At 61.2% G+C, this 18,054-nt stretch carries 17 protein-coding genes; 12 read left to right on the top strand and 5 right to left on the bottom strand.

Going from position 1 to position 18,054, the window contains the following annotated elements:
- Positions 1–46 precede the first annotated feature (46 nt).
- The 4 genes from JT51_RS08780 to JT51_RS08765 are packed head-to-tail and all read left to right on the top strand — an operon-like array spanning position 47 to position 3,722.
- Positions 47–1,282: an acyl-CoA dehydrogenase family protein gene (locus JT51_RS08780; RefSeq protein WP_037310819.1), complete on the top strand. Its 1,236-nt coding sequence runs from the start codon at positions 47–49 to the stop codon at positions 1,280–1,282.
- A gap of 8 nt (positions 1,283–1,290) precedes the next feature.
- Positions 1,291–2,097: a thioesterase family protein gene (locus tag JT51_RS08775; protein WP_037310816.1), complete on the top strand. Its 807-nt coding sequence runs from the start codon at positions 1,291–1,293 to the stop codon at positions 2,095–2,097.
- A gap of 51 nt (positions 2,098–2,148) precedes the next feature.
- Positions 2,149–2,817, top strand: a complete 669-nt coding sequence (locus JT51_RS08770) for a DUF1007 family protein (RefSeq protein ID WP_037311985.1) — start codon at positions 2,149–2,151, stop codon at positions 2,815–2,817.
- Positions 2,802–3,722 carry a nickel/cobalt transporter gene (locus tag JT51_RS08765; protein WP_037310813.1) on the top strand — a complete coding sequence of 307 codons (921 nt, stop codon included), beginning with the start codon at positions 2,802–2,804 and terminating at the stop codon, positions 3,720–3,722. The genes JT51_RS08770 and JT51_RS08765 overlap by 16 nt, the downstream gene beginning before the upstream one ends.
- Here the strand turns inward: JT51_RS08765 and truA are convergent, their stop codons facing one another.
- Entirely contained in the window at positions 3,723–4,490 is a 768-nt protein-coding gene (truA, locus tag JT51_RS08760; protein ID WP_037310810.1) for a tRNA pseudouridine(38-40) synthase TruA, read from the bottom strand.
- A 107-nt stretch (positions 4,491–4,597) separates the two neighbouring features.
- Here truA and JT51_RS08755 point away from each other — a divergent pair, with 107 nt between their 5' ends.
- The 7 genes from JT51_RS08755 (at position 4,598) to JT51_RS08725 (ending at position 12,437) form a co-directional block, all read left to right on the top strand.
- The gene (locus JT51_RS08755; protein ID WP_037310808.1) at positions 4,598–6,013 is read left to right on the top strand and encodes a YcjX family protein; all 1,416 of its coding nucleotides are present in this window, start codon (positions 4,598–4,600) and stop codon (positions 6,011–6,013) included.
- Positions 6,010–6,465: a GNAT family N-acetyltransferase gene (locus JT51_RS08750; RefSeq protein ID WP_037310805.1), complete on the top strand. Its 456-nt coding sequence runs from the start codon at positions 6,010–6,012 to the stop codon at positions 6,463–6,465. The genes JT51_RS08755 and JT51_RS08750 overlap by 4 nt, the downstream gene beginning before the upstream one ends.
- Positions 6,458–7,447 (top strand): YcjF family protein, encoded by a 990-nt coding sequence (locus tag JT51_RS08745; protein WP_037310802.1) that lies wholly within the window; start codon positions 6,458–6,460, stop codon positions 7,445–7,447. Before JT51_RS08750 ends, JT51_RS08745 begins: the two co-directional genes overlap by 8 nt.
- A 54-nt stretch (positions 7,448–7,501) precedes the next feature.
- Positions 7,502–8,212 carry a VIT1/CCC1 transporter family protein gene (locus JT51_RS08740; protein WP_037310799.1) on the top strand — a complete coding sequence of 237 codons (711 nt, stop codon included), beginning with the start codon at positions 7,502–7,504 and terminating at the stop codon, positions 8,210–8,212.
- Positions 8,213–8,444: 232 nt separating this feature from the next.
- The gene (gene ileS / locus JT51_RS08735; protein ID WP_037310796.1) at positions 8,445–11,357 is read left to right on the top strand and encodes an isoleucine--tRNA ligase; all 2,913 of its coding nucleotides are present in this window, start codon (positions 8,445–8,447) and stop codon (positions 11,355–11,357) included.
- Positions 11,358–11,437: 80 nt separating this feature from the next.
- Complete coding sequence (locus tag JT51_RS08730; RefSeq protein WP_037310794.1) at positions 11,438–11,893, top strand: methylated-DNA--[protein]-cysteine S-methyltransferase; 456 nt, start codon at positions 11,438–11,440, stop codon at positions 11,891–11,893.
- Positions 11,894–11,969: 76 nt separating this feature from the next.
- Positions 11,970–12,437 (top strand): hypothetical protein, encoded by a 468-nt coding sequence (locus JT51_RS08725; protein WP_037310791.1) that lies wholly within the window; start codon positions 11,970–11,972, stop codon positions 12,435–12,437.
- Between the two features lie 5 nt (positions 12,438–12,442).
- Here JT51_RS08725 and JT51_RS08720 read toward each other — a convergent pair whose 3' ends face one another.
- From JT51_RS08720 to fsa, 4 genes are all read right to left on the bottom strand, one after another.
- A complete protein-coding gene (locus JT51_RS08720; protein ID WP_037310788.1) occupies positions 12,443–13,138 on the bottom strand; it encodes a CDP-alcohol phosphatidyltransferase family protein in 696 nt (231 codons plus the stop codon).
- A gap of 86 nt (positions 13,139–13,224) precedes the next feature.
- Positions 13,225–14,145 carry a tyrosine recombinase XerC gene (locus tag JT51_RS08715; protein WP_037310784.1) on the bottom strand — a complete coding sequence of 307 codons (921 nt, stop codon included), beginning with the start codon at positions 14,143–14,145 and terminating at the stop codon, positions 13,225–13,227.
- On the bottom strand, positions 14,142–14,849 hold the full coding sequence (locus tag JT51_RS08710) for a DUF484 family protein (RefSeq protein WP_037311983.1): 708 nt from the start codon (positions 14,847–14,849) through the stop codon (positions 14,142–14,144). Before JT51_RS08710 ends, JT51_RS08715 begins: the two co-directional genes overlap by 4 nt.
- A 197-nt stretch (positions 14,850–15,046) precedes the next feature.
- Positions 15,047–15,700, bottom strand: a complete 654-nt coding sequence (gene fsa / locus JT51_RS08705; RefSeq protein ID WP_037310781.1) for a fructose-6-phosphate aldolase — start codon at positions 15,698–15,700, stop codon at positions 15,047–15,049.
- Positions 15,701–15,790: 90 nt separating this feature from the next.
- On the opposite strand from fsa, the gene JT51_RS08700 reads away from it, so the two are divergent.
- Positions 15,791–17,986, top strand: a complete 2,196-nt coding sequence (locus JT51_RS08700) for a primosomal protein N' (protein WP_037310778.1) — start codon at positions 15,791–15,793, stop codon at positions 17,984–17,986.
- The last annotated feature ends 68 nt before the right edge of the window (positions 17,987–18,054 follow it).

Raw genomic sequence — 18,054 nt, 5'->3', positions numbered from 1 at the left:
CTTGTTAAAGGTAAAGCCCGGTTGCCGGGGCGGAGGAGAAAAATAAATGAACATGTCATTCGGCCTGCGTGGTGAAAACCGCGAACTGCTGCAACGTGTGACGGATATGATCCGGGATGAGATCATGCCGCTGGAAGAAGAATATCAGGCCGAAATCAACAAAGGCGACCGTTGGCAGTACACTGAACGGCAGACCGAAATCCTGGAGGGGCTGAAGGCCCGCGCCAAAGCGGCCGGTCTTTGGAATTTCTGGCTGACCGACAGTGAAAAAGGGTTTGGCCTGACAACCGTTGAATACGCCTATTTCGCCGAAGAGATGGGCAAGACGCCCCTGGGCGCCGAGGTGTTCAACTGTTCCGCCCCCGATACCGGCAATATGGAAGTGTTCGAGCGTTACGGCACCGCAAAGATGAAAGAGCAATGGCTCAAGCCGTTGCTGGAAGGTGAGATTCGATCGGCCTACCTGATGACGGAACCGGACGTTGCGTCCTCGGATGCGACCAATATTTCGATGTCCTGCGTGCGCGACGGCGATGATTATGTCCTGAACGGCGAGAAATGGTGGGCGTCCGGGGCCGGTGATCCGCGCTGTCAGGTCTATATCGTGATGGTCAAGACCGCCGGGGACGAGCAGCCCAAACACAAACGTCAGTCGATGATTGTGGTGCCGGCAGGTACCTCGGGGATTGAGGTCCTGCGCCCGATGGAGGTGTACGGCCACGACGACGCGCCGCATGGGCATATGCATATCCGGTTTACCAATGTCCGTGTCCCGGCTGAAAACATATTGCTGGGCGAAGGGCGCGGGTTCGAAATTGCGCAAGGCCGTCTGGGGCCGGGGCGCATTCACCACTGTATGCGTGCCATCGGACAGGCCGAAACAGCGCTGGAACAGATGTGCAAACGCGCATTGCGGCGCGAGGCGTTCGGCAAGAAGCTGGCCCAGCTGGGGGCCAACTATGACATCCTTGCCGAATGCCGGATGGAAATCGAAATGGCCCGTCTGTTGTGCCTCAAGGCCGCCTGGTACATGGATCAGGGCGACGCACGCGCCGCCGCGCCGTGGATCAGCCAGATCAAGGTTGTCGCCCCCCGTGTCGCTCTGAAGGTGATCGACGAGGCCGTTCAGATGTTCGGGGCGCAGGGCATCAGCCAGGATACGCCACTGGCCGGGGCGTGGACGCATGTGCGCACCCTGCGTCTGGCTGACGGGCCAGATGCGGTGCACCGCCGTCAGGTTGCGCGGGCCGAGTTGAAAAAGCACACGCAGGAAAAAATCTGAGGACCCGGATGGCCGTGAACCCTGACTTGAACACGCAGGCTTTTTTCCACCAGAGCGCGGACGGTGCCTTTGTCGGCAACGATCCCGCGCGCGGTCCGTGGTCCGAGGATCATTGCCACGCCGGACCGGTCAGCGGGTTGATCGTGCGCGCGGCGGAAACCGAGGTCGGGCCGGAAAAGATGCTGACCCGGTTGACGGTTGATCTGTTGCGGCCATTGCCGCTGACCGGGTTGCGCGTGGCTGCTGAAACAACCCGTCACACCAAGACGCTGGCGACCACGCGGGTCACGGTTCACGATCTGGACGACACGCTGTGCGCCACAGCAACAACCATGCATCTGGCGCGCAGGAATCTGGGGCAGGTTCCGAATGTCACCTTGCCTCCGCCGGGGTTGGATGATGCTGTTGTGGGGCCATTCCCGATCGGGGAAACCCGCCACAGCCTGCCCGGCTTTGCCAATTGCGCACAGGTTCTCTATCCCAAAGGTGGCAATCAGGGGTCGGGGCCAAAAACGGTCTGGATGCGGACACCACCCTTGCTGAAGGATGAGGCGCAATCCCCAATTCAGGCGCTATGCCCCCTGGCCGATTGCGGCAACGGCATATCGTGGAATGCCCCGACGACCGAGATGGGGTTCATGAATACCGATCTGACGGTGCAAATCCACCGAGAGCCTACTTCGGATTGGCTTGCCTCGGATTCGGTTTGCCACTGGCAGCCGTCCGGAATCGGCATGTCTCAATCTGTTCTCTATGACACTAAGGGCGCGGTGGCGACGGCTTTGCAGACGCTGGTTCTGTTTCCACCCCGATAAATGTTGGCCGGTTTCTGCGTGCGGCCTGTAAAACCCGTTGCCGGGTACGGAATGACACCCTATCTTTCGCCCATGCGTTGGATTGCGACCCTTACGACCTGTTGTTTGCCGCTTTCAGCGATGGCGCACCCACATGTTTACATCGACACGGGGTTAGAGTTTTTGGTGGATGACACGGGCCAGCTGACGCATGTGCGGGTGACCTGGGTCTATGATGAATTCTACTCGCTTCTGGTGCTTGAAGACATGAAGCTGGATCAGGATGGCGACGGTCACCTGTCCGAGCAGGAACAGCAGGTGCTGGCCGGATTCGATGCGCAGTGGGTCGACGGATACAATGGCGATCTGGTTGTTCTTGCGCAGGATGCGCCCGTATCCCTTTCAGGGCCGCTGGAACCGCAGGCAACGACCGAGGATGGGCGCATCGTGACAACCCATCTGCGCGCCGTCGAAGGCGGGGCAGTTCCGGCAACGGCGCTTTTGGCCAAGGCTTTTGACGAGACCTATTATACCGCGTACGAAATAAAGCGGCCTGTCTTCGTTTCTGGCACCGAGTCCTGTCAGATTGACCGGCTTGACCCTGACATAGACGGGCAATTGGCGCAGATGCAGGCGTTTTTGAAAACACTGGACGCCAATTATGACCTTGAGGAGAATGACATCCCCCTGGTCGGTGAAAACTTTGCGACCGAGATCCGCGTTTCATGTCCAGATACCTGATCGTTCCGGTCGCGCTGGCCGTTGGTTTATTGCTTTGGTTCTGGGGCAGCGGCGGGTTTGACCATCTGGCAAGCTGGGCTGCGGGCGAGCAGCGGGAATTCCAGAACCAGATTGCCCGATCCCTGCGTGCGGCCCGCGCTGGACAGCCTCAGGCAGTTGCGACCCTACTGACCGTCTGTTTCGCTTATGGGTTCTTTCACGCCATTGGCCCCGGCCACGGTAAGGTTCTGATCGGCGGGTACGGTCTGGGCCGCAAGGTCGCGTTTTTACGCCTTTCGGCGATCAGCGTCCTATCCAGCCTCGGGCAGGCGGTGATGGCGGTTGTTCTGGTTTACGCCGGGGTTCTGGTGTTTCAGATGACGCGTGAAAGTTTGGTCGGGACGACAGAACAGGTGATGGCCCCGGTCAGCTATGGCGCCATTGCCGCGATTGGGTTTTGGCTGATGTTCCGCAGCCTGCGCAGTTTCGCCAAACGCCGCCGCAGCGAAAAATCGCATGGGCATCATGATCACTCGCATCACCATCACGACCACGAGGTCTGTTCGGACTGCGGCCATCGCCACGGCCCCAGCGCCGAGGAAGTGGCGCAGATCGGGACAATGCGCGAAGCCGCATTGCTGATCGCGGGGATCGCTGCACGCCCCTGTACGGGGGCATTGTTTGTGTTGATCCTGACCTGGCAGATGGGCATCGCCATGGTTGGCGTTGCCGGGGCATTTGCCATGGCGCTGGGCACGGCGACAGTGACCACTCTGGTCGGTTGGGCCTCGTTCGGGTTGCGCGGGGGGCTGCTGGCCTCGGCTTCGGCCACACGCTTTGCCTCAATCCTTGCGCCGACGATCGAACTGATCGCTGGTTTGCTGATTGCGGTGATCGCCAGCGGTTTGTTGCTGCGCGCGATCTAGTCAGCCAAACACCAGGTCCGGATACCCGACCCGTGCCAGATACAACCCCTGCGGCGGGCAGACCGGACCACAGGCTGTGCGATCTGCGGCCTCAAGCGCGGTCCGAACATCATCAGGGCTCCATGCCCCTGCGCCGACACGTTCCAAGGTGCCGACAAAGCTGCGCACCTGATTGTGCAGAAACGACCGGGCGCGGACATGGAAATGTATCTCGGGGCCAGAAAACCCCTGCACGTGTTCCACCCGCAGTTCGTCCAATGTTTTGACCGGGCTTGCGGCCTGACAAATCGACGAACGGAAGGTGGTGAAATCATGCCGCCCAATCAGACGGTCGGCCCCAGCCTGCATCGCGGCCACGTCAAGTTGGTGGTTGATCTGCCAGACCTGCCCGGCCTCATGGGTCGCGGGCGCGCGGCGCATCAGGATGCGGAACAGATACTGGCGTTCCAACGCTGAAAACCGGGCATGCCAGTCATCGTCTACGTGCGCGGCCTTTACGATGGCCACAGGCTGCGGCTTGAGGTGATAGTTCAGCGCCTCGGACAGGCGGAACGGATCCCATTCCTTGACCAGATCGCAATGCGCGACCTGTCCCAGCGCGTGCACGCCGGCATCGGTGCGACCGGCCGCCGCGATGGTGTGGTCGCCAGGCTGAATGCGCGACAGGGCCTGTTCGATCGCCCCCTGCACGGATGGCTGATCCTTTTGCCGCTGCCACCCGGCAAACGGTTCCCCCTGGTATTCGACTTTCAGCGCGTATCTAGGCATGGGCTGCTGGTAACGTGCCGCGCAAGGGTGGGCAAGGGCGGGAAAGCTCTGGCATGTGCGGCGACCTCTACCTATCTTGAGCGAAACGAAAAAAGTGGGGCGACGGTTTGGTCATCTCTTCCCTGGCAGACAATGTTGTGCGTGGCGTCGAATCCGTTGGCGACCGCGTGTCCGAAGCATTGTTCGAGCCGGTCATCCGTCTGGGCGTCACCGGTCTGGCGCGTTCGGGCAAGACGGTGTTCATCACATCGCTGGTTGCAAACCTGCTGGACCGGGGGCGCATGACCGGCCTTGTTGCGCAGCAAGAAGGGCGGATCAACGCCGCCTATCTGCAACCCCAACCCGACGACACGGTGCCGCGGTTCGATTACGAAACCCATCTGTCCGCGTTGACCGGGCCACAGCCCCATTGGCCCGACAGTACCCGCGCGGTGTCTGAGCTGCGCCTGTCTTTCAAGGCGCGCCCCTCGGGGTTGCTGTCGGGGTTGCAGGGGCCGCGGACCATCCATCTGGATATCGTGGATTACCCGGGTGAGTGGTTGTTGGATCTGGCCCTGCTGGAAAAATCCTATGAGCAATGGGCCACTGAGACCTTGGATCGCATCTCGCATCGCGCCGAAGCCGCCGCATTTCTGGCCCAGGTCCGGTCGGTTGATCCGGTCGGGGCGCATGATGAACCTGTTGCGCAATCCCTGGCCAAGGAATTTACCGCCTATCTGAACGCCGCGCGGGATGCGGGATTTTACGACTGCACGCCCGGGCGCTTTTTGCTGCCGGGCGATCTGGCCGGGTCCCCGGTTTTGACGTTTGCACCTTTGCCGGTGGCAGACCGCGCCCCACGGCGCACCCTGCACCGTGAGATGGAGCGGAGGTTCGAGGCTTATAAATCGCAGGTCGTAAAGCCGTTCTTTCGGGACCATTTTGCTCGGATTGACCGTCAGGTGGTGCTGGTCGACGCGCTGGGCGCGATCCACAAAGGCCCGCAAGCGGTCGAGGACATGCGCCGTGCGATGGCCGATATCCTGTCTTCGTTCCGTCCGGGGCGCAACGCGTGGCTCAGCCAGTTGTTGCTGGGCAAACGGGTCGAGCGTATCCTGTTTGCCGCCACCAAGGCCGACCATCTGCATCACCTGCAACACCCGCGCCTGACCAACATCATGGAGGCCCTGACCCGCGACGCCCGCGACAGGGCCAGCTTTGCCGGGGCGGAAACGGCGGCGCTGTCGCTGGCCGCGCTGCGTGCCACGACCGAGGAAATCCGCAGCCACAACGGCAGCGATCTGCCCTGTGTGCGGGGCACCTTGCTGGATAGTGGCAGGCAGGCGGCGTTTTACCCGGGCGAATTGCCCGGCGACCCGGCACATCTTTTGGGCCCGGCGCGGGGCGGGGCCGAAAGCTGGCTGGGGGATGATTACGGGTTCATGGCTTTTGCCCCCGCGCATCTGACCCTTCGCCCCGGCGACGGCCCGCCGCACATCCGGCTGGACCGGGCGGCACAGTTCCTGATCGGAGATCGCCTGTGACTGTGATCCTCAGACCAGCCCGCAGTACGGATGCCGGAGCGACCGGAGAGATACTGCACGGTTTTGCCCGTGAAAATGATTGGATGCCGGAACTGCACAGCTGCGCGCAGACCATCGCTTTTTGCGGTCGGATGATTGATCAGGATTGGGTGACCGTGGCGGAAACCAACCGGGGTGTCGTGGGGTTTTTGTCGGTGAATGATGCCGAGATCCACTCGCTGTATCTGTCGCCGGTGGGGCGCGGCAAAGGGATCGGGCAAAGGTTCCTGGACCATGCCAAATCGTGCCACAGGCAACTGTCGCTGATCGCCTTTCAAGCCAATCATCCAGCGTGCCGGTTCTATGAACGCAACGGTTTTACCGAAGTCTCGCGTGGCGACGGGACAGAAAACGATGAAAACCTGCCGGACATCAAATATGTCTGGCACAAGGAAAGGTCCGTCGATGGCTAAAGGCCCGGTTCTGATTGACCTCGACGCTGACGAGGCCGCAGCCGACGTGGCCCAGGCCCCGCCGGTGCCGGATATCGCCGCGCCGCAGGGGCACGCGATGCAGGGCGCGGCGCGGCTGGCGGCGCGGAAACCCTCGGCCCTGTCGCGGTGGTTCTGGGGGTTGGCCTTGGCCGCGCTTGGTGCCGTGATTTCGGTCGCGGCGTGGGATTTTGTGAATTCGCTGCTTTTACGGGCACCGATCCTGGGCTGGATCGTGACCGGATTGTTCGCGGCGCTGGTGCTGGTCGCCCTGATCATCGCCCTGCGCGAACTGGCCGCGATCGGGCGATTGTCCCGCGTGGATGGTATGCGCCGGGCGGCGGATACGGCACTGGCCGAGGCGGATTTGGCGCAGGCCCGCGCGGTGACAGCAAAGCTGATCGCCTTTTACAGCGGGCGGGATGAAACCCGTTGGGGACGCGAGCGGTTGTCGGAACGCCAGCAGGAACAGTTCGACGCGTCGGGTCTGTTATCCCTTGCCGAAGACGAATTGCTGGCCCCGCTGGATGCCGCCGCCAGCCGCGAGGTCGAAGCAGCGGCGCGGCAGGTGGCAACCGTTACGGCGCTGGTCCCATTGGCGCTGGCCGATGTGGCCACAGCGTTGGCGTCATCGTTGCGGATGATCCGCAAAATTGCCGAAATATACGGCGGCCGCGCCGGGTTTCTGGGCAGCTGGCGTCTGACCCGTACCGTTTTCGTGCATCTGGTCGCGACCGGAGCGGTCGCAGTAGGCGATGACCTGCTCGAGCCGATTTTGGGCGGCTCGATCCTGAGCAAACTGTCGCGCCGGTTTGGCGAAGGGCTGGTGAACGGCGCACTCAGCGCGCGTGTCGGGGTCGCCGCGATGGAGGTCTGCCGACCGCTGCCGTTTTCCGACCGGCACAAACCATCGACGCGCGGAATGGTCAAACGCGCCCTCAGCGGGCTTTTCTCAAAAACTTGACCTAAGGCAAAGCTGTCCTGTCTGCTGTCGTGCATAACAATGCCGGAGCCAGCCATGACCGAACACGGACACAGCCAGCAGGAAATCTCTGCGCGGATCAACGCGCCTCCGGGGCGTGGGGTGTTGCGCGATGTGGTCTATGGCGGCATCGACGGATCGGTCACCACATTTGCCATCGTGGCGGGTGTGGCGGGGGCGGGGCTGTCGCCCTTCATTATTGTGGCGCTGGGGTTGGCCAATGTGCTGGCTGACGGGTTCTCGATGGCGGCGGGAAACTATTCGGGTACCAAGGCGGAACTGGACAACATCCGACGTATCCGCGCCATCGAGGAGCGCCACATCCGCCTCTATCCCGAGGGTGAGCGTGAAGAGGTCCGAGAGATTTTGAACCAAAAGGGGCTTTCCGGTCGGGTCCTGACAGAGGCAACCGATGCAATAACCGCCAATCACGACAATTGGATCAGCCTTATGATCGAAGGCGAATATGGGCTGGGCAGCGTCGATCCGCATCCGATCAAGGCAGCCATGGCGACGTTTTTCGCCTTCCTCGTGGCGGGGATGATCCCGCTTTTGCCGTTCCTGATGTCGTTTGATCGCGCCTTTGCGATGTCCGCATGGATGACCATGGCGGTCTTTTTCGCCATTGGCGCGTTGAAAAGCCACTGGTCCCTTGCGCCGTGGTGGCGATCCGGGATTGAGACGTTTTTGATTGGTGGCGCGGCGGCGTTGATTGCCTATCTGGTGGGATCGCTGTTTCACCCCTAGATAACTGGGCTTTGGGACGCCAACCGCCTGCGCCATTCGCCGCAGCTGGCTGAACCACTGGACCATCAGGTCAAGGCGTCCTATAAGCTCGCCATGCATGACCGTTTGGCCATCATTATTCGAATTATATCCCCGGCGCTCTGATTTCGCGAGACGCCGGGCAAAGGTGCTTGAGAATTCGCACTGACCGCTTCGATCCACACACGACAAGATCATCCTGAGGACGCCCCCCATGTGCGCCGACACGCCCCAGACACCTGACTATAAAGACACGCTGAACCTGCCCAAAACCGACTTTCCCATGCGCGCTGGCCTGCCCAAGCGCGAGCCCAACTGGCTGGAGCGGTGGGAGACAATCGGCGTCTACGACCGCCTGCGCGAAAAGCAGGGCCGCACGCCCTTTACCCTGCACGACGGCCCCCCCTATGCCAACGGCCACCTGCATATCGGCCACGCGCTGAACAAGACCATCAAGGACATGATCGTGCGCAGTCATCAGATGATGGGTCATGACGCGCGCTATGTGCCCGGATGGGACTGCCACGGTCTGCCGATCGAATGGAAGATCGAGGAGCAGTACCGCAAGAAGGGCAAGAACAAGGACGAGGTGAACGTTGTCGACTTCCGTCAGGAATGCCGCAAGTTCGCCGAGGGCTGGATCGACATCCAGCGTGAAGAATTCAAGCGTCTGGGCATCACCGGCAACTGGGCCGATCCCTATATCACCATGGACTATCACGCCGAGGCCGTGATCGCGGATGAGTTCATGAAGTTCCTGATGAACGGCACGCTCTATCAGGGCTCGAAACCCGTGATGTGGTCGCCGGTTGAAAAGACCGCTCTGGCCGAGGCCGAGGTCGAGTATCACGACAAGGAAAGCTTCACCATCTGGGTGAAGTTTAAGGTTGTGAATGCGGGTGATTTGGATGACGCGTATGTCGTGATCTGGACCACAACGCCCTGGACCATGCCGTCGAACAAGGCAGTCGTGTACGGCAAGGATATCTCCTACGGCCTGTACGAAGTCACCGGAGCACCGGATGAATGCTGGGCCAATGTCGGCGATAAATTCCTGCTGGCCGACAATCTCGCCGCCGACGTGCTGGGCCGTGCGCGCCTGAACGATGACCAGTGGACCCGCGTACGTGACGTGACAGTGGACGAGTTGGAAGGTGTTCAACTGACACACCCACTGGCCGGTTCCGAAGGTGGTAATGGTGAATGGGATGACATCCGCGACTTCCGCGCCGCTGAGTTTGTGACCGACACCGAAGGAACCGGCTTTGTCCACTGTGCGCCGTCGCACGGCATGGAAGAATTCGAGTTGTACCGCGATTTGGGCATGCTGGAGCAGGTCATCACGTACAATGTGATGGACGATGGCTCATTCCGCGCCGATCTGCCGTTCTTTGGCGGCAAATATATCCTGTCCCGCAAGGGTGGTGAGGGTGATGCGAACAAGGCGGTCATCGACAAGCTGGTCGAGGTCGGAGGGCTGCTGGCGCGCGGTAAGATCAAGCACAGCTATCCGCATTCCTGGCGCTCAAAGGCTCCGATCATCTATCGCAACACGCCGCAGTGGTTTGCCTCGGTTGACCGTAAGCTGGATGATGGCATGGGGCAGATGGGAGGTACCATCCGCGAACGGGCGCTGCGGTCCATCGACGAGCTGGTGAAGTGGACGCCGCAGACGGGCCGCAACCGCCTGTATTCGATGATCGAGGCGCGCCCGGATTGGGTTCTGTCCCGTCAGCGCGCCTGGGGCGTGCCGCTGACCTGTTTTACCAAAAAGGGCGCTTTGCCAACCGACGCCGATTACCTGCTGCGTGACGAAGACCTGAATGCCCGCATCAAGGCCGCGTTCCAGAAGGATGGCGCGGACGTCTGGTACACGGACGGCTTCAAAGCGCAGATGCTGGACGGCATCGCCAACCCCGACGATTATGATCAGGTCTTTGACGTGCTGGACGTGTGGTTCGATTCCGGCTCGACCCACGCCTTTGTTCTGCGTGACCGCGAAGACGGGACCGAAGACGGCATCGCCGACGTTTACATGGAAGGCACCGACCAGCACCGCGGTTGGTTCCATTCCTCGATGCTGCAAGCTTGCGGCACCAAGGGCCGCGCACCTTATCGCAATGTGGTGACCCACGGCTTTACGCTGGATGCCAAGGGCAACAAGATGTCCAAATCTTTGGGCAATACCATCGTGCCGGAAAAAGTCATCGAACAATACGGTGCCGATATCCTGCGCCTGTGGGTGGCGCAGACCGATTATACCGCCGACCAGCGGATCGGGCCGGAGATTCTGAAGGGCACCGCCGACAGCTATCGCCGTCTGCGCAACACCATGCGGTTCATGCTGGGCTCATTGGCTGATTTCTCCGAGGCCGACCGGATGGACCCGGCAGACATGCCGCGTCTGGAACGCTGGGTTCTCAGCCGTCTGGCGGAACTGGATGAGCAAGTGCGCAAGGGTTATGCCGCGTTTGATTTCCAGGGCGTGTTCAGCGCCGTGTTCACATTCGCGACTGTGGACCTGTCGTCGTTTTACTTTGATGTGCGCAAGGACGCCCTGTATTGCGATGGCGACAGCGAACGCCGCCGCGCTGCACGCACCGTGTTGGATATCCTGTTCCACCGCCTGGCCACATGGCTGGCCCCGGTTCTGGTCTTCACCATGGAAGAGGTCTGGTTGGAGCGGTTCCCGGGCGACGACAGCTCGATCCATCTGGTGGATTTCCCGGACACACCCGCCAACTGGCGCGATGCCGAGCTTGAGGCGAACATGGCCAAGATCCGCCGCGTACGCCGCGCCGTGACCGCCGCGCTTGAGGTGCAGCGTCAGGACAAGGTCATCGGCTCCAGCCTCGAAGCGGCGCCGATTGTCCATGTCGAGGATGCCGCAACGCGCGATCTGCTGGCGACTTTCGATGTGGATGACATGTGCATCACATCCGGTTTGACTGTAACCGGCGACCCGGCCCCGGCCGAAGCGTTCCGCGTGCCGGAAATCGAAGGTGTCGCGGTGTTGTTCGAAAAGGCCGACGGCGACAAATGTCAGCGGTGTTGGAAAATCCTGCCCGATGTGGGCCGTCATGCGCATGACGGTGTTTGCGGACGCTGCGATCAGGCGCTGAACTAATACTGAAACCCCCGGCCAAGCGTCGGGGGTTTTTGCTTTCACCGCTTGCACCGGCCCCGGCGATCTGAAACGCTGTGGACATGCCGATGATTGCTGTTGAAACCCAGTTTGGTCGCCTTGGTGTCGAAGAAACCGACGGGGCCATTACGCGCCTTGTGTGGAACGGTCGCGATGACGAGCCGGACACCCCCTTGTTGCAAGAGGCCGCAGCACAGCTGACAGCTTATGATCAGGGGAGGTTGGAACGGTTTGACTTGCCATATCGCGTTGCTGGTTCAGAGTTTTTACAGCAGGTCTGTGACCTGATGTTTGCCATCCCGCTGGGCGACACACGAACCTATGGGGATATCGCCAAAGAACTGGGTCAACCGCCCCAGCCGGTGGGGCAGGCCTGCGGTGCCAATCCCATTCCGGTGATTATCCCGTGCCACCGGGTGCTGGCGGCCAACGGTCTGGGCGGTTTTTCCGGTGATGGCGGGGTTGAGACGAAGGTTGCTTTGTTGCGCCACGAACGCGCGGCTGGTCTGCTGATCTGATCGGCGAAAATCTGTTGCAATCCCACTGCTTGAAGCCCAACTTATAGTGGATGCTGAATTTGAAGGACTGTATTTAATGACCGCCCAAACAGACCCAGCCGCCCGTAAAAAGGCCATTATTGACCGTCTGATGTCGCTTGAGGCGCAGGAATTGGCAACTGCTCAGGCGCATTACGACGCTTTTCTGAAGGACTCGCAACTAGACGACCGGGAAGGCCACGACAAGGATGATATCGCCGCATCGCGCGAAAACGCGGATCTGGCGGCGGCCTTTGATGCCCCGGTACATGCGCACCACGCCAAGATTGATGTGATCGAGAATACCGACTTTGCGTTGACCGGCACGGTGCAGCCCGGCGCGGTGATCAAGTTCAACAACCGCCGTTTTGTGGTTTGTGTGTCGACGACGCGGTTTGAAGTGGACGGAAAAACCTACATGGGCATTTCAACCCAAAGCCCGATCTATCTGGCCATGGTCGGCCTGCAAAAAGGTGACGTGTTCACCCACAATGGTGTCGAATTCGAGGTTCAGGACGTCCTGTAACCCAGTCAGATTTTGCGCGGCGGGATCACCTGCTGCGCAATCCCCGCCGAGACCAGATACAAGCTGGTGACAACCAGCCCCCAATGCGCCCAGCTTTCAGGATGAAAATCGACCCATGCGGCCCAGCCTGCAAAAAAGGTCCAGGCCAAAGCCATCGGCAAGGTCAGGGTGCGCCAGCGTTCTGTGCGAACCGGGTGCACGAATTTAAGCGGCAGGAACATCGCCAGCGACAGCAGCGACACCAGCAGCAGGATGACCCAAAAATTGGGTTCCAGTGCAAAGATCACGATGACAAACATGTTCCAGCAGCCGGGAAAGCCAGAGAACGAATTGTCCTTGGTCTTCATCCGGGTGTCTGCAAAATACATCGCGCTGCCAAAAGTGATGACGATGATGGCAAACCAACCGGTCCACCCATCCATCAGCCCCGATTTGAACAGGGCAAAGGCCGGAATGAACACATAGGTCAGATAGTCGATGATCAGATCCAGCAGCACACCGTCAAATTCGGGCGCGTTGTGTTTGACGTGATAGTGACGCGCCAGTGGGCCGTCGATGCCGTCCACGATGAACGATACGACCAGCCATAGGTACATCAGGCTCCATTTCTCTTCGACGGCGGCCAGCATGGCCAACATGGCAAAAACGGCACCGGTTGCTGTGAATAAATGGACGGAAAGTGCTTTGAATCTAAGTGTCATGCGTGTGTCTTGAACGATGCGTGCAAAAGATGCAAACCAAAAGCCCGCATCCTGCGATATGCCAGTCGATGCAACCGGGCCGGGTGTCAGGCCTTGGGATGGGCGCGGTTGTAGACTTCCATCAAGCGGGCTGAATCAACGGCTGTATAGGTCTGCGTGGTCGACAAAGAGGCATGGCCAAGAAGCTCTTGGATCGTGCGCAGGTCGCCCCCGGCGGACAGAAGGTGCGTGGCAAAACTGTGCCGCAAGGCATGGGGGGTGGCCGTGGCTGGCAGGCCAAGTTGCATACGCGCCTTGGCCATCACGCCCTGAATGGCGCGCGGGTTCAACGGGCCGCCGCGCACCCCGCGAAACAGCGCCTTATCCGCAGATTTCGGGTGCGGGCACAGTTGGACATAGCAGTCAACTGCCGCCTGGGCTGCGGGCAGGACGGGGACGATCCGCTCTTTATCGCCTTTGCCCACGATCCGCAGGGTATCCGGCAGTGGCGCGTCTGCACCGGTCAGGGACAGCGCCTCAGAAATGCGCAGGCCGCAACCGTACAGCAGCGTGACCACGGCCACGTCACGGGCCGAGACCCAGTCGTTGGTTGATTGCAACTCGACCGTGTCGATCATGGCGCGGGCGGCGTCCTCGGCCAGGGGACGAGGCAGCTTTTGGGTGAACTTGGGCGCGCGGGTGGACAGGACGGCCGTGGGTTCAAACCCTTCACGCTCGGACAGCCAGCGATAGAAGCTTTTGACCGCCGAAAGCTTGCGCGCCAGCGACCGCGCGCCCACTTCTGATGCGCGCTGATCGGCCATCCAGGCCCGCATATCCGATACGGTGATCCGCGCCAGTGCGGCCAGCCCCTGCCGTTCGCTGTGATGCAGGGTCATGAAGGACAGGAAGTCGGTGACGTCGCCGCGATAGGCGGTTTGGGTGTTCTGGGACCGCCCGGCCAGCGCGCCCAGACTATCCAGCCAATGCTGCAACGCATCGCGGCAGGCCGGAGAGATCAGGCTCATGACAGCCAGTGGCGCATCGAACGTTCGAAAACACCCGCAAAGAAGGACAGCAAATCCGTGCCCAGTTGCGGGTTGAAGTGATTTGCATCCCGTGCACCCATGACGATCATGCCGGGCAGACGGCCTTCGCCCAGATCCAGCCTGAGGCAGGCCTCGGACCGCAGGTGCCCGGCAGTAGAGCCAAAAACCCTTGGGTTGGGCTGTCGCATCCCACGCAACACGACCTCGCGGATGGGGCCGCGGCGGTCATGGCTTAGATAGGTGTCGATAAAGCCAGGCTCGACTACGGTCAGAACACCGCCAAGCTTGCCGACGGCGGGATCGTCCCGCATGACTGTGGTTTCCAGAACCAACGTTACGTGATCCACCCGCAGGATTTCCGAAACATCGTTGCCAAGCGTGCGCAGGAAATCTTCGAAATCGACCGGTTCCAGCAGGCGGAGAATGGCACGGTGCACCTGATTTGTACCCGCCAGGTTTTCATAGGCTGCGGCAATGACCGAGCGATGCGTGTCTTCCAGACGGTCCAGCCGCGCCTCAAGTCGTTGCATGGCGATGCCGCGCAGGTCGATTACGTTGTTTCCGCGGGCCTGTTCATTGGCGGTCACAAGCGCCTGCATCAGGTCCTTGTCATCCAGCACGGCGTCAGGTTCGGCCAGAATCGCGGCGCGTAGATTGTCCTTGAGTTTGGTGTTGCTGCTCATGTCCTGTCCGGTCTTTTTTTTGTTGGCCGGTTTATAACATGTGTTGCCGGAATTGCCTTGGAAAAAATGCACGTATGGGTGGTTTTCGTCATGCGCTGTGTTGCAGACGCTCCCGCCTGCAAGTCCCTGATCCTGAGATCAGGTTTGCAGTTGGGCCGGGCGCGGCGCCTGACGGCGCCGCGCGGTCGCGCATATGATCAGAGGATTTTCTGACCGGTCTTGGCCCAGTCAGCCAGGAACGTCTCAAGCCCTTTGTCGGTCAGCGGGTGGTCGGCCAGCTTTTTGATCACGGCGGGCGGGGCGGTGATCACGTCGGCCCCGATGCGGGCGCTGTCGGTCACGTGGTTCACAGTGCGGATCGACGCGGCCAGAATTTCGGTTTCAAAACCGTAGTTGTCATAGATCTGGCGGATGTCGGCGATCAGGTCCATGCCGTCGAGGTTGATGTCGTCCAGACGACCGATGAAGGGCGAAATGAAGCTGGCCCCGGCTTTGGCAGCCAGCAGCGCCTGATTGGCCGAGAAACAAAGGGTCACGTTGACCATCTGGCCTTCGTCCGAAAGCGCCTTACAGGTCTTCAGACCGGCCCATGTCAGCGGCACTTTCACTGCGATATTCGGCGCGATCTTGGCCAGCTTGCGGCCTTCGGCGATCATCTCGTCGGCCTCGGTCGCGACCACTTCGGCGGACACCGGACCGTCGACCAGATCACAGATTTCCTTGGTCACTTCCAGAATGTCGCGGCCCGATTTCAGGATCAGCGAGGGGTTGGTGGTCACGCCGTCAACCATGCCCAGATCGTTCAGTTCGGCGATGGCGTCGATCTCGGCTGTGTCTACGAAGAATTTCATGCGGGCAGTCCTTTGATGGGTTGGCCTTGGTCGCGGATGGCTTTACCTCAAAGAGACCTATGCTGAAACCCCCCGGCCCAAGGATATGCGTTGAGCACTCAGGAGTATTTCGACCAAGGTGAGCTGGTGGCAGTGCTGACCGCGCAACCACTGGACCGGACGCTGGATTACAAGGCGCCCGAAGGCGGGTGTTTTCTGGGCGCGTTTGTCGAGGTGCCTTTGGGCCCGCGTAAGGTATTGGGCGTGGTTTGGGGACCCGGACAGGGCGGCTTTGACCTGAGCAAGGCCCGGTCGGTGATCCGCGTGCTTGAGGTCGCGCCGATGCGCGAAGAGATGCGGGTGTTTCTGGGCAAAGTGGCCGATTACACCCTGACGCCGATGCCTGCGATGCTGCGCCTGGCGACCCGCGCTCCGGGGCTGGGTGATCCGCCCTCGATGCGCAAGGTTTACCGGCTGGGGAATGGTGAGCCGGACCGGATGACCGACGCGCGGGCGCGTGTGCTGGAAGTGTTGCGGGACTATGGCGGGCTGGCGTTTACCTTGAAGGAACTGGCGGAACAGGCAGGGGTGACATCCTCGGTCGTCAAGGGGCTGGTCAAGCAGGGCGCCGTGCGAGAGGAAGACAGCCCGCGTGATCTGCCCTATCCGCATCTTGACCCGGATTTGCCGGGCAAGGCGCTGACGGATGATCAAGCGGCGGCGGTCAGGAAACTGCAAGCCGGGATGCGGACAGGTGACTATGGCACGACCTTGCTGAAGGGGGTGACCGGATCGGGCAAAACCGAGGTTTACCTCGAGGCCGTGGCCGAAACCCTGCGCATGGGACGGCAGGCGCTGGTTCTGCTGCCCGAGATTGCCCTGACGGCCGAGTTTCTGACACGGGTTGAGGCGCGGTTCGGTGCCCGCCCCGCTGAATGGCATTCGGGCGCGACCATGACTGAACGCCGCCGGGTCTGGCGCATGGTGGGGCAGGGCGATGCGCAGATGGTAATTGGCGCGCGCTCGGCCTTGTTCCTGCCGTTTCGTAATCTTGGGCTGGTGGTGGTCGATGAGGAACACGATACATCCTACAAACAGGAAGACGGCGTGCATTACAGCGCCCGCGACATGGCGGTTCTGCGCGCGGCCATCTGCGGTGCGCGGGTTATTCTGGCCAGTGCCACGCCGTCGCTGGAAAGCTGGGCCAATGCCGAGGCGGGCAAGTACGAGCGGCTTGATCTGACCTCGCGCTTTGGCGACGCGGTTTTGCCCGAGATGAAAACCATCGACATGCGGGCCGAGCAGATGCAGCCGGGCACCTGGGTATCCCCTTCCCTGCGTCAGGCCGTGCGGCAGCGGATCGAAAAGGGCGAACAGTCGCTGTTGTTCATCAACCGTCGGGGCTATGCGCCGGTGACGCTGTGCCGGGCCTGCGGTCAGCAGATCGCCTGCGATCATTGCGATGCGCGGATGGTGGAACACCGGTTCCTCAAACGTTTGATGTGTCACCAATGCGGTGAGACCAAGCCGATGCCCGAGGTGTGCCCGTCCTGTCAGGTCGAGGGCAAGCTGGCCCCGGTCGGCCCGGGGATCGAACGGCTGGCAGAGGAGGCTGAGGCGACGTTCCCCGAGGCCAAGATCGCCATGCTCAGCTCGGACTTGTTCGGGTCGGCACGGGCGTTGAAGGCCAAGATCGAAGAGATCGCCAAGGGCGACGCGGATATCATCATCGGAACGCAGTTGGTGGCCAAGGGGCATAACTTTCCCAAGCTGACTTTGGTGGGGGTTATTGATGCCGATCTCAGCCTGCATGGCGCTGACCTGCGCGCGGCCGAACGGACGTTTCAATTGATGCGGCAGGTGGCGGGCCGCGCGGGTCGGGCGGACAAGCCGGGGCAGGCGTTGTTGCAGACCTTTCAGCCCGAACACCCGGTGATCCGCGCGATCTTGTCTGGTGATGAGGAAGGGTTCTGGAAGGCTGAGGCCGCCGGTCGGCAGGCCGCCGGGGTGCCCCCCTACGGTCGTATGGCCGGGATCGTGTTGTCCGGGCCAGACGTCGGGCCGGTCTTTGACATCGGCAACGCCATGGCGCGCAATGATGCGCCCATACGGCAGATCGGGGCGCAGGTCTTTGGCCCTGCTCCGGCCCCGATTGCGCGCATTCGCGGGCGGCACCGGGTGCGGCTATTGGTCAAAGCCCCCAAAGGCGCGCCGATTCAGGATGCCCTCGCCCGCTGGATCGCGCCTTTGCGCCTGAAGGGCGATATCCGTTTGGCCGTGGATATCGACCCGCAAAGTTTCTACTGACCTCTGCATTCATGCAGAGCGCCTGTGCACGGGCCGCTTACCTCTCGCCAAAACACGGAAATGGGCGT

This window comes from Ruegeria halocynthiae, assembly GCF_000743705.1.
Lineage (GTDB): Bacteria > Pseudomonadota > Alphaproteobacteria > Rhodobacterales > Rhodobacteraceae > Ruegeria > Ruegeria halocynthiae_B.
Note: the sequence above shows the minus strand (reverse complement) of the source record. Positions and strands in the feature narration are given on the sequence as shown.